At 66.8% G+C, this 11,610-nt stretch carries 8 protein-coding genes; 4 read left to right on the top strand and 4 right to left on the bottom strand.

The window, feature by feature from the left end; translation table 11 throughout:
• Window positions 1–389 precede the first annotated feature (389 nt).
• On the top strand, window positions 390–1,547 hold the full coding sequence (locus N5D48_RS24230; RefSeq protein WP_279888536.1) for an MFS transporter: 1,158 nt from the start codon (window positions 390–392) through the stop codon (window positions 1,545–1,547).
• 84 nt (window positions 1,548–1,631) lie between these two features.
• Here the strand turns inward: N5D48_RS24230 and N5D48_RS24225 are convergent, their stop codons facing one another.
• From N5D48_RS24225 to N5D48_RS24215, 3 genes are all read right to left on the bottom strand, one after another.
• Window positions 1,632–4,106 (bottom strand): TonB-dependent siderophore receptor, encoded by a 2,475-nt coding sequence (locus N5D48_RS24225; RefSeq protein WP_279888535.1) that lies wholly within the window; start codon window positions 4,104–4,106, stop codon window positions 1,632–1,634.
• A gap of 97 nt (window positions 4,107–4,203) precedes the next feature.
• Window positions 4,204–5,160, bottom strand: a complete 957-nt coding sequence (locus N5D48_RS24220; RefSeq protein ID WP_279888534.1) for a FecR domain-containing protein — start codon at window positions 5,158–5,160, stop codon at window positions 4,204–4,206.
• Entirely contained in the window at window positions 5,147–5,662 is a 516-nt protein-coding gene (locus tag N5D48_RS24215; protein ID WP_279888533.1) for a sigma-70 family RNA polymerase sigma factor, read from the bottom strand. Before N5D48_RS24215 ends, N5D48_RS24220 begins: the two co-directional genes overlap by 14 nt.
• 166 nt (window positions 5,663–5,828) lie before the next feature.
• On the opposite strand from N5D48_RS24215, the gene N5D48_RS24210 reads away from it, so the two are divergent.
• The 3 genes from N5D48_RS24210 to N5D48_RS24200 all read left to right on the top strand — a co-directional run bounded on the left by N5D48_RS24210 (window position 5,829) and on the right by N5D48_RS24200 (window position 10,137).
• On the top strand, window positions 5,829–6,455 hold the full coding sequence (locus N5D48_RS24210; protein WP_279888532.1) for a DNA-3-methyladenine glycosylase: 627 nt from the start codon (window positions 5,829–5,831) through the stop codon (window positions 6,453–6,455).
• A 165-nt stretch (window positions 6,456–6,620) separates the two neighbouring features.
• Window positions 6,621–7,679: a bifunctional DNA-binding transcriptional regulator/O6-methylguanine-DNA methyltransferase Ada gene (ada, locus tag N5D48_RS24205; protein WP_279888531.1), complete on the top strand. Its 1,059-nt coding sequence runs from the start codon at window positions 6,621–6,623 to the stop codon at window positions 7,677–7,679.
• A gap of 55 nt (window positions 7,680–7,734) precedes the next feature.
• Window positions 7,735–10,137: a DUF3772 domain-containing protein gene (locus N5D48_RS24200; protein WP_279888530.1), complete on the top strand. Its 2,403-nt coding sequence runs from the start codon at window positions 7,735–7,737 to the stop codon at window positions 10,135–10,137.
• Between the two features lie 178 nt (window positions 10,138–10,315).
• Here the strand turns inward: N5D48_RS24200 and N5D48_RS24195 are convergent, their stop codons facing one another.
• On the bottom strand, window positions 10,316–11,533 hold the full coding sequence (locus tag N5D48_RS24195; protein ID WP_279888529.1) for a DUF3422 domain-containing protein: 1,218 nt from the start codon (window positions 11,531–11,533) through the stop codon (window positions 10,316–10,318).
• Between the last annotated feature and the right edge of the window lie 77 nt (window positions 11,534–11,610).

The raw sequence follows: 11,610 nt of genomic DNA, 5'->3' as shown, positions 1-11,610 counted from the left end.
GCGCAGCCCTTTCGCGACACAAGGCCGCTCCTACAGGGAAGTGTGTAGACCCTGGCGATTGACGGCCCGGATCCGCATGGCCTAGAGTGCCGCCTCCTCTTTACCTGCGTAGTCGATGCAATGCGCCGTACCCGTAGTCTCCGCTCCCATCGCCAGCCTGTCGCCCCGACAGCGCGCCGTGCGTGGCCGAGCGACACGGTGCTCAAGCGTCGACGCAGCGTGCTGTTCGCCTTCACCTTCTCGCCACACCTTGCCCTGATCTGATTCGCGCCCCTGCGTCCCGCGCCTCCCCGGCGTGACCCTGGGCGTCTGCGTTCGAACATCTTTCAGCGGATTTTCCAGTCGGCCAGGGCCAGAGCTCCTGCGCGCCGGCTTGCAAGGAGTGGTACATGAACATGCGTTTGCTGGCGGGCCTGTTGTTCGCCGTGTCGGTGGTCGGTTTCAGCCTCGGGGCGAGCCTGCCGCTGGTGTCGTTGCGCCTGCACGAAGCAGGGGCGGGGACGCTGGAAATCGGCATCATCTCGGCGATCCCGGCGGCGGGCATGATGCTCTCGGCATTCATGGTCGACGCCTGCTGCAAGCACCTGACCCGGCGTGTCATCTACCTGCTGAGTTTCAGCCTGTGCACCCTGAGCATCGCCCTGTTGGAGTGGGCGTTCGACTCGATGGCGTGGCTGGCGCTGCTGCGCCTGGGCCTGGGGATCGGCATGGGCATCGCGATCATTCTCGGCGAGTCGTGGGTCAACGAGCTGTGCCCGGAGCATAATCGCGGCAAGATCATGGCCTTGTATGCCACCAGCTTCACCGGCTTCCAGGTGCTCGGCCCGGCGCTGCTGGCGCTGCTCGGCGCCGATAGCCCGTGGCTGACCGGCGTGGTCACGTTCTGCTACGGCCTGGCCCTGTTGTGCATCTCGTTCACCGTGCCCAACGACCATGTCGAGCACGAGGAAGGCGAGAAGAGTTTCGGCCTGGCTGGCTTCTTCCGCGTCGCCCCGGCGTTGTGCGTGGCGGTGCTGTTCTTCTCGTTCTTCGATGCCGTGGTGCTGTCACTGCTGCCGGTGTATGCCACCAGCCACGGCTTTGCCGTGGGCGTGGCGGCGCTGATGGTGACCGTGGTGTTCGCCGGCGACATGATCTTCCAACTGCCGCTGGGCTGGCTCGCCGACCGGGTCGAGCGCACCGGGTTGCACCTGGTGTGCGGGTTGGCGGCGATGGCCATCGGCATCGGCCTGCCGTGGTTGTTGCAGATGACCTGGTTGCTGTGGCCGCTGCTGGTGGTGCTCGGGGCGGTGGCGGGCGGCATCTACACACTGGCGCTGGTGTTGATCGGGCAGCGCTTCAGAGGCCAGGACCTGGTGACGGCCAACGCCAGTGTCGGCTTGCTGTGGGGTGTCGGCAGCCTGGTGGGGCCGCTGGTCAGCGGCGCGGCGATGGATGTGGCGCCCCATGGCCTGCCCATGGCGCTGGCGCTGATGGCGGGGCTGTTCGTGTGCTTCGCGCGCCAGGCCTATCGCCGGGCGGGCAAGCTGCAGGCGGTGGCGGACTGATCCCCGGCCATCGCGGGGCAAGCCCGCTCCCACGCGTAACTGTGCTCGTGGGAGCGGGCTTGCCCCGCGATGGCCATGGTCAGGTCAGAACGTTCCGCGCAAGGTCACCGACACATTGCGCGGGTCGCCCCAGTAATACCCGGTCGGCGTCGGCGCCACCTGGCGGTAGTACTGCTTGTCGAACAGGTTGTTGGCGTTCAACTGCAGCGAATAGTTGTCGTTGAATCGGTAGTTCACCATCGCGTTGTACACCGCGTAACCCGACTGCGAGGCTTCGGCGCTGCCGCTGCGGTTGTAGATGTCGCTCTGCGCCTGCACGCCGCCACCCACGGTCCAGGCCTGCAACTCGCCCGGCAGGCGGTAGCTGGTGAACAGCCGCAGCATGCGCTTGGGGTCGGTGGTGCGGATTGGGTTGCCGTTGGTGCCGGCGGTGTCCTTGAGGTACTCGGTGGTGTTGTAGGTGTAGCCACCGGTCACGTTCCAGCCCGGCAGAACTTCGCCAGATATTTCCAGCTCGAAGCCCTGGCTGCGGTTCTTGCCCGCGGCGACCTTGCAGTAGCCGCTGGTGTAGTTGGGCAGGCACGGGTTCGGTCCGCTTAGGTCGTCCAGCGCATTGCCGACCTGGTAGATGCGGAAGAACGCCAGCGAGGTATTCAGCCGGCCCTCGTAGAACTCGCCCTTGATTCCCGTCTCGTACGCCTCGCCGGTGACCGGCTCGAGCACGGAGCCGGCGGCGTCGGTGTTGGTCTGCGGGTTGAAGATCTCGGTGTAGCTGGCGTAGGTGCTGAAGTTTTCGTTGAGGTCATAGATCAGCGCGGCGTACGGCACGATCTCGTTGTCGACGCTGAACTTGCCGCTGGCCTTGGTGTTGTTCTCCTGCTCGTAGTCGTACCAGTTGGCGCGGGCGCCGATGATCGCGGTCAGCGGGTCGGCCAGGGAGATGCGCCAGGTGGCGTAGGCGCCTTCCTGGGTGGTGCGGGTGCGCACCGGGTGGGCGGTGATGTTGATGTTCGGGTTGGCCAGGCTGGTCTTCGGGTCCCAGGTGCGGATGTCGAACACGCCCGACTGCACATTGTTGGTGGCCGAGGCGTAGGAGTCGTTGCGGATGCGCTCGACGCCCAGCATCAGCTCGTGGGTGCGGCCGAGCAGGTCGAACGGGCCGTTGAGGGTCGCGCTGAGGTTGTTCTGCAGGCTCTCGCCGCCATCGCCTTCGGTCACCTGGTAGCTCATCAGGTAAGGGTTGCGGGTCGGGTTGGCGGTGCCGGTGGCGCGGCTGAAGTAGGTCTGCTTGAAACCGTTGTCGTCCAGCTCGAAATGGGTGCGCTGGGCCATTAGCTTGAGCGTCCAGTCATTGTCGAAGCGGTGCTCGAGCTCGGCGAAGGTCTGCAGGTTGCTGCGGTTCCAGCGGTTCCAGTCGGCGCCCAGGTAGGTGCTGCGACCGAATGGCAGCGGCGAGCCGTCGTAATCGGCCGGCAGATTGCCCCAGGCACCGGTGGCGTCGAGCTGGGTCCATTCCAGGCCGGTGGTCAGGGTGGTGCTGTCGTCGAGGTCGAAAGCCATCACCCCGTACAGCACGTCCTTGCGCTCCTGGCGCGATTGCTGGAAGTGGTCCTTCTCGTCGTGCACCGCGATCACCCGGCCACGCACGTTGCCGGTCTCGGTCAAGGGGCCGGAGAGGTCGGCGACGTAGCGCTGGGCGTCCCAGGTGCCCAGGGTGACGCTGCCTTCGCCCTGGAACTCATAGGTCGGGCGCTTGCGCACCAGGTTGACGGTGCCCGAGGGGTTGCCGGCGCCGCGCAGCATGCCGGTGGCGCCGCGCAGGACCTCGGCGCGGTCGAGGATCGCCGAGTCGCTCTGGATGAACGAGCCGCCGCCGCTGCTCTGCACCACGGTGGCGCCGTCGTACTGGATGGCGTCGATCTGGTAGCCGCGCGAGAAGTACTGCACCCGCTCGCTGTCGGTGAGGTTGACCACCACGCCGGGGGTCTGTTCGAGCAGGTTGGTGAGGTTGGTGATGTTCTGGTCGTCGATCCGCTGGCGGGTGACCACGGTCACCGACTGCGGGGTGTGGCGGATGCTTTGCGGGGTCTTGCCGATGGTCACCGCCCCGGTGGTGTAGGAGCCGGTATTTTCCGTGGTCTCGCCCAGGCGGTTGCTGGAGATGCTGGTGGCGCCCAGTTGCAGGGCGTCGCCGACGTCCAGGGCCGGGAGCAGCAGGAAGCTCTTGTCGCTTTCCTGCTGGACCTGCACGTCGCTGCCCCGCAGCAGGATCTGCAGGGCCTGGGCGCTGTCATGCCGGCCCTGCACGCCCTGGGTGGTCTTGCCCCGCAGGCTGCCGGCGTCGAACGACAGGTTCAGTCCGCCCTGGCGCGCCAGCTGGTCCAGCGCGGCGGCCAGCGGGCCGGCGGGGATGTTCCAGTCGCGCTGCTGGCTCTGGCTGGCGGGGGCGGCAAGGGCGAGGGTTGGCAGCACGCCGGCGCAGGCCACGCCCAGGCCCAGGGCGGCGGCGCGGATGGCATGGCGCAGGGCGGCGTTGCGGGGGGAACACGGGCGGATCATGAAGCGCTCCTGAAGGTTGGCAGACCACTGTTCGGGCTTGTTTCCTTCAGGCCGGACGAGAATGAGATTCCACCTCATTTATTTTCAAAAGAGTTTTTCAGGCGGCGCCGATGCTCACCCAGAAGCGTGTGCGGTAATCGATGCGTACCGGCAGGCTGCGGGCCAGCAGCAGCAGGATCTGCTCGGTATCGTCCAGTTGATAGGTGCCTGAGACTGCAAGTCCAGCCACTTCCGGTGCGCAGCGCAGCACGCCGGGGCGGTAGCGCGACAGCTCGTCGACGAACTCGCCGAGCGGCATTTGCTGCACGCTGAGCACGCCGTCGGTCCAAGCCCAGGGGTCGCCGTGCAATGTGGCCGCTTGATAATCACCCGCCATGGCCACCTGCAGCACCTCGCCCGGTTTGACCCGATGTTCGGCGGCGGTGTCGGGGAACAGCGTTACATCGCCCTGGCGAACCGCCAGCAACAGCCCCTGGGCGTTCTCGCGCAGCAGCAGCTGGCCGCCTTGGGTGACCAGGCCACCGACGCGGGTGTCGATGCTGAATGGCCGGTTGTCGTTGGCGTTGCTGTCCAGGCTGACTTCGCCGCGCAGCAGGGTCAACCGGCGCTGCTCGACGCTGTAGCGCAGGTCGATAGCGCTGGCGGTGTTGAGGCGCACGCGGCTGCCGTCGCTGCCCAGCACTTCGCGGCGCTCGCCGGTGCCGGTGCGGGTGTCGGCCAGCAGCGCCGGCAGCCCAAGCGGCTCGCGCGCGGCCCAGCCGGCGCCCGCAGTCAGCGCCAGCACCGAGAGCAGCTTGAGGTGCTCGCGGCGGTTCATGCGCTGGCGCTCGCTGCCGGCCAGCGTGCGTCGGCTCAGCTCGCCCGGCAGGTCGGCCAGCTCGTCGCCGAGCGTGCTGACTCGCTGCCAGGCCGCGGCATGCTGTGGATGGCTGGCCAGCCAGCGCTGGAACTGTTGCTCGGTGCGCGGGCCAGGACTGTCGTAGCGCAGCTTGACCAGCCACTCGATGGCCTGGTCGACCTGGGCCTGGGTGGGCGTTGCTTCAGGCGTCGGCATAGCGCAACCGATAGCAGACACCCAGGGCCCGGGCCAGGTCGCGCTCGACGGTGGCGCGGGAGACGCCGAGGCGCAGGGCGATCTGGGTGAGGGTCAGGCCGTCGAGCTGGGCCATCAGGAAGGCCTGCCGTGCTCGCGGCTTGAGGCGGTGCAGGGCGCGGTCCAGGCGCTCGAGGGTGTCGAGGATGACCAGGCGCTGTTCCTCGCTGGGCGCCTCCTGCTCGGGCAGACTGGCCAGGCTCTCAAGGTAGGCGTTTTCCAGGGCGCGACGGCGGAACTGATCGATCATCAGGCCGCGGGCGATGCTGCTCAGGTAGGCGCGTGGCTCCTTGAGCGGCGACACCTGGCGGGCCTTGAGCAGGCGCACGAAGGTGTCCTGGGCCAGGTCCGCGGCATGTTCGCGGCAACCCACTCGCGCCCCGAGCCAGCCGCGCAGCCAACGATGATGGGCTTGGTAGAGCAGATCGACCTGGGCCGGTTTCAGCGTGTCATCGATCTGCATCGTCTGGCGTGCCTGCGGATAATGTGATTGTTAATAGTTCTCAATTCTAGGCGGAGCCGTGTTGCCGGATCAATGGTATGCCAGGTATTCGATGCGCAAGATTGAGCGTTTCACCGATGAGCGGTTGGGCTAGGCTGGGGGATCGTGTTCTGATCGAGCCTTATCGATGATCCTTGCAGACCTTTCACCCCAGGCGTTTGATGCCGCCGCCGCGTGGCTTGCCGAGCAGGATCCGGATTGGGCGCGGCACATCGCCGCGGTAGGCCCTTGCCTGCACCAGGCCACGCCTGGGCGCGAACCGTATGAGGCGCTGGTGCGGGCCATTGCCTACCAGCAGTTGCATGCGCGGGCGGCCGAGGCGATTCTCGGGCGATTGTTGGCATTGTTCCCGGATGTGGCGTTTCCCGCGCCCGAGCAGTTGCTGGCGGTGACCCCGGAGACGATGCGCGCCTGCGGCTTCTCCGCGAGCAAGAGCGCCACTCTGTACGCGATCGCCCAGGCTTGCCTGGAGGGTGTGGTGCCAGGCCGGGAAGAGGCCATGCAGTTGCCTGACGATGAGTTGGTCGCGCGTCTGGTGTCGCTGCGTGGCGTTGGCCGGTGGACGGTGGAGATGCTGCTGATCTACAGCCTGGAGCGATCGGATATCCTGCCGGTGGATGACTTTGGCGTGCGCGAGGGGTATCGGCGCATGAAGGGCCTGGACAAGGCGCCGACGCCAGCGCAGATGCGCGCGCTGGGCCAGGCATGGAGCCCGTATCGCACCGTCGCGGCTTGGTACCTGTGGCGGGCTTGAAGCCTACCTGCATGGCCCTATCGCGGCTCCCACGAGGATGGACCATGCTCCTGTGGGAGCGGGCTTGCCCCGCGGTAGGGCCCGTGAAAACACCGCAAGAATCGGAGTTCCACGCATCATCCACCCTGCCAGGCTGATGGTATCGAATCCCAGGAGAGGCCCCTGATGAAGCCCGCCCCGACCACCTATACCACCGACGCCGAACGCTGGCACGCCGTGCAGTCCCGCGACACGGCCGCCACCGGCCACTTCGTCTACGCCGTGCGGACCACAGGCGTGTATTGTCAGCCCGCCTGCAAGTCGCGCCTGGCCAAGCGCGAGAACGTCGAGTTCTTCACGCTTGCCGACCAGGCCGAGGCCGCTGGCTACCGCCCCTGCAAGCGTTGCAAAGGCGGGCAGGGGAGCCGGCGCACCGAGCTGGTGGCGCGTGCCTGTCGCCTGATCGAGGCCAGCGAGACCGCGCCCAACCTCGACCGGCTCGGCGCCGAGCTCAATGTCAGCCCGTTTCACCTGCACCGCCTGTTCAAGGCCGAGACCGGGCTTACGCCCAAGGCCTACGCCTCGGCGTTCCGCGCCCAACGCCTGCGTCAGGGCCTGGACGCAGGCGCCAGTGTCACCGACGCCATCTATGAGGCCGGCTACAACTCCAACAGCCGCTTCTACGAAAGCGCCGACGAGCGGCTGGGCATGCACCCGAGGGATTACCGTGCAGGCGGGCAGGGCGCGACCATCCGTTTCGCCCTGGCTCAGTGTTCGCTGGGGGCGATCCTGGTGGCGCAGAGCGAGCGCGGCATTTGCGCCATCCTGCTGGGCGACGAGCCCGAGCCCTTGCTCAAGGATCTGCAGGACAAGTTCCCCAAGGCTCACCTGATCGGCGGTGATGACGCCTTCGAGCGCCTGGTCGCCGAGGTGATCGGCTTCGTCGAGGCGCCAGCGCTGGGCCTCGCGTTGCCGCTGGATGTGCAAGGTACGGCGTTCCAGGAACGGGTCTGGCAGGCGCTGCGCGAAGTTCCGCCTGGCACGCGGGTCAGTTACACCGACATCGCCGAGCGCATCGGCGCGCCGAAGGCGGTCAGGGCGGTGGCCCAGGCCTGCGCCGCCAATGCGATCGCCGTGGCCATTCCTTGCCACCGCGTGGTGCGCCGTGATGGCGAGCTCAGCGGCTACCGTTGGGGCATCGAACGCAAACGTCAGCTGCTGGACCGAGAAACGGCACTCTCCTGAGCGTCCGGACCGCGTAGAATTCACGCCCTGTCGAGTTGTGTAAGAGGAACATTCGATGAGGCGTGTCAGCCTTGACCGATTTTACCCAGGGATTCTGGCCCTGCTGCTATGTCTGGCCATCCCGGCCTGGGCCGCGCCGGCCACGCCTGTATCGCGCCTGGCCGTGGCCGAACAGCAGGAGCTGGACGAAAACGCCAGCCTGGATACCTTGAGCGAACGGCTCGACCAGATCCGCCAGGGCGTCACCGGCGATGCCAACGACGACCTGCTCGCGCAGCTGCGCCAGTCGGCCCTGCAGGTGCAGCGCCAGGCCGATGTGTTGACCACCCAGCGCACCGCCGACGTGCAGCGCCTGGATGATCAGCTCAACGTGCTCGGTCCGCCGGTGGCCGAAGAGGCCGAAAGCCTGACCCGCCAGCGCAAGCAGCTCAACGACGAGAAAAACGCGCTGGTCGCCGAACAGAAGGACGCCACCACGCTGGCCCAGTCGGCCCGTGACCTGTCCACGCAGATCGTCAACCTGCGCCGCAGCCTGTTCAACTCGCAGATCACCAGCCGCGCCGCGAGCCCGTTGAGCCCGGCGTTCTGGTCGAGCCTGATCCGCCCCACCGAGGATGACGTTGCCCGCCTGCGCGACCTGCGTGGCGAGGTGGCCGATGCCGTGGACAGCGCCTTCGGCGCCGAGCACCGTTGGTGGTTCATCGGCGCCCTGGTGGCTGCGGTGCTGGTCTGGACCCTGGTACGGCGGATGTTCGAGCGCCTGCTGGCTGATGCCATGGTCCGCTGGCTGCCCGTGGGTCGCCTGCGCCGCAGCGCCTTGGCGCTGGGCGTCAGCCTGGCCACCCTGGGCACCATTTCCGGTTCGGTTTCGTTGCTGCGCTGGGGCCTGGAGAGCAGCGCGGATCTGGGCACCGATCTTGCCAGCCTGACCAATCACATCCTCACGCTGGTGATCTTCAGTGCCTTCATCTCGGGCCTGGGCCGCGCCATGCTGATGCTGCAGCGCCCGTCCTGGCGCCTGCCGCCGATCCCCGACGAAGTGGCCAGTGCCCTGGGCTGGTTCCCGCAGGTGCTGGCCCTGACGTTGATGGTGCTGCTGACCCAGGAGCGCATCAACAGCGTGATCGGCACCAGCCTGGCCCTGACCCTGGCCACCAACGGCCTGACCGCGCTGGTGGTGTCGCTGCTGTTCGTCGTGGCCCTGGTTCGCTACCGCCGCGCTCGCCGCCTGCACGATCTGGAGCGGCCGAAGGGGCTGGCCGGGCTGATCCCGTTCGTGATCGTGGTTTGGGTGCTGGCGATCCTGCTGACCCTGCTGGCGGGCTACCTGACGCTGGCCTATTTCCTCACGGCCAAGCTGCTGTGGGTCAGTGTGGTGGTGACCTGCGCCTACCTGCTGGTCACGGTGTTCGGCGACCTCTGCGAGACATTGCTGTCGCCTCGTCAGCCAGGTGGCCTGGCACTGGCCTCGGCCCTCGGCCTGCAGCCTCGACACCAGGCGCAGGCCACCACGGTGCTGGCGGGCATCGGCCGCACCGTGCTGCTGTTCGCCGCCGCGCTGCTGGTGTTCATGCCCTCGGGCACCAGCCCCGGCGAGTTGCTGCTGAGCCTGGCGGATTGGGACGGCACCGGTGGCAAGGTGTTGGGAAACCTGAACATCGTGCCCCAGGACATCTTCCTGGCCGTGATCATCTTCCTCGGTGGCTGGTTCGCCATCCGCGTGGTCAAGCGCTGGCTGAGCGAGCGCCTGCTGCCGGAGACCGACATGGACGCTGGCATGCGCGCCTCGCTGGTGACCCTGGTCGGCTACCTGGGGTTCCTGTTCCTGGCCATGCTGGTGATGTCCACCCTGCACATCAACCTGACCAGCCTGACCTGGGTGGTCAGTGCGCTGTCGGTGGGTATCGGTTTCGGCCTGCAGCAGATCGTGCAGAACTTCATTTCCGGCTTGATCCTGCTCACCGAGCGCCCGGTGAAGGTCGGCGACTGGGTGAGCCTGGCTGGTGTCGAGGGTGACATTCGCCGGATCAACGTGCGCGCCACCGAGATCCAGATGTCCGATCGCTCGACGGTGATCGTGCCCAACTCGCAGTTCATCTCGCAGAACGTGCGCAACGTGACCATGGCCAATGCCCTGGGGGTGGTCAGCATCACGCTCACGCTGCCGCTGGAGACCGATGCCAACCATGTGCGCGAATTGCTGCTCAAGGCCTACAAGGAGCACGACTCGATCCTTGATGCGCCGGCCAGTTCGGTGACCTTCAAGGACCTGACCAGCAGCGGCATGGTGATCGCGGTCAGCGGCTACGTGGCCTCGCCACGGCAGGTGTCGAGCACGCGCAGCGACCTGCTGTTCACCATCCTTGGACAGCTGCGCGACGAGGGGATTGCCCTGTCGTCGCCGCAGAGCATGGTGCTGGTGCAGGAGAATGGGCGACCGGCCGACGAGCCGGCGTGATGCTATCTCGGCTCTTGTAGGAGCGGCCTTGTGTCGCGAAAGGGCCGCAAAGCGGCCCCAGCAATCTTTGCTCAACACTGAGATCTGGGGCCGCTACGCAGCCCTTTCGCGACACAAGGCCGCTCCTACAGGGATCGCGCAAGGCTTGAGGTTGGCGCGTGCTTGCCCCGCGATGATTTCAATGCTGCTTGGCTCGTCGAATCCTCATCAGGATTACCAGCAGCACCAACCCCGCCACCGGTGCCATCCCCAGCATCGCCTCCCGCGCCGTCAACCCCGCCCCCAGCACGTTCAGCCCGCCATACAGCAGCTTGAACAGGTTCAGCAGGTAATAGGTGATCGCAATGATCGACAAGCCTTCCACCGCCCGCTGGATCTTCACCTGAGCGTCGGCCCGGGCGTTGAGGCTGCGCAGGATCTCGGCGTTCTGCTCCTCCATCTCCACCTGTACCCGCGCCTGCAGCAGGTCGCCCAGGTTGGCGACATTCTTCGCCAGCTGTTCCAGCCGTTGTTCGGTGGCCGCGCAATAGCGCAGGGTCGGCTTGAAGCGTCGCTCGATGAACACTCCCAGGCGCTGGCAGTCGGCAACATGGCTCTCACGCAGTTCGCCCAGGCGCTCGAACACCAGTTGCGCATAGGCCTGGCTGGCGCCGAAGCGATGGCGGGTCTGTACCGTGCGGTCGACCACCTGCCGCGACAGCAGGGCGATGGCCTCGAGCAGGGCCTTGGAATCGTGGGCCGCGCTGCTGGCGCTACGTTCGGAAAGGTTCACCAGGGTCGCGTCGAAGGTGTCCAGTTCCTGGCTCAGGTTCTTGGCCGTGTCCAAGGTCAGCGAGGCCATCATGCGGTAGGTCTCGATCTCCAGCAGGCGGCGGATCATGCGGCCCTGGCGATAGGCGTTGAGCCGGCGGTTGATGAACAGGAAGCGGTTGGTGCCGTCCTCGGTCAGGCGGAAATCGCTCCACACCACCGCATCGCCGCCGCCGACGCTGGAGCCGCAGGGGTCCTTGAAGCCATAGCGGGCGAGGTCCAGGTCCTGTTCGCCGCGTACCAGCACCTGCACGGCGTTGATCACCTGCGCCGCCTGCGGTGCGATGGCTTCGGCCAGCACGTCGGGCAGGGGTTGCCAGTCGCTGTCGTGGGTCGTGCAGGGGACCACCAGGGTCAGGGTGAAGAATTCGGTGTGGCGTTCCCACTTGAACGGGTGGCCGTCCAGCCGGGTGATGCCCTGCGCCGCATGGGTGTCGGGGGCCTCGGGGCAGCAGCGTTGCAGCAGGGCCTGGCAGGCATTGGCGTCGCCGAGTACGGCAAGGTGGTAGACATGCGCCGGGTCGTCGAAATACAGCGACGGGCGGGCGTGCAGTTCATTGTGCAGGACGGTGCGAAGTGAATGCATGGAGGTTGGCCTGGTGTTGTGATTGTGGGGCTACCAGGAGGTGTGACTTCGCAGGGCGGGGCAAAAGTCACCGGGTG

Source organism: Pseudomonas sp. GD03858 (assembly GCF_029840925.1).
Classification (GTDB): Bacteria; Pseudomonadota; Gammaproteobacteria; order Pseudomonadales; family Pseudomonadaceae; genus Aquipseudomonas.
This window is presented reverse-complemented; position numbering and strand designations above follow the sequence as displayed.

What these genes read in the sequence shown, in the direction of transcription:
- N5D48_RS24230 (WP_279888536.1), top strand. Translation starts at nt 390, where the DNA reads ATGAACATGCGTTTGCTGGCGGGCCTGTTGTTCGCCGTGTCGGTGGTC.
- N5D48_RS24225 (WP_279888535.1), bottom strand. Translation starts at nt 4,106, where the DNA reads ATGATCCGCCCGTGTTCCCCCCGCAACGCCGCCCTGCGCCATGCCATC.
- N5D48_RS24220 (WP_279888534.1), bottom strand. Translation starts at nt 5,160, where the DNA reads ATGCCGACGCCTGAAGCAACGCCCACCCAGGCCCAGGTCGACCAGGCC.
- N5D48_RS24215 (WP_279888533.1), bottom strand. Translation starts at nt 5,662, where the DNA reads ATGCAGATCGATGACACGCTGAAACCGGCCCAGGTCGATCTGCTCTAC.
- N5D48_RS24210 (WP_279888532.1), top strand. Translation starts at nt 5,829, where the DNA reads ATGATCCTTGCAGACCTTTCACCCCAGGCGTTTGATGCCGCCGCCGCG.
- ada (WP_279888531.1), top strand. Translation starts at nt 6,621, where the DNA reads ATGAAGCCCGCCCCGACCACCTATACCACCGACGCCGAACGCTGGCAC.
- N5D48_RS24200 (WP_279888530.1), top strand. Translation starts at nt 7,735, where the DNA reads ATGAGGCGTGTCAGCCTTGACCGATTTTACCCAGGGATTCTGGCCCTG.
- N5D48_RS24195 (WP_279888529.1), bottom strand. Translation starts at nt 11,533, where the DNA reads ATGCATTCACTTCGCACCGTCCTGCACAATGAACTGCACGCCCGCCCG.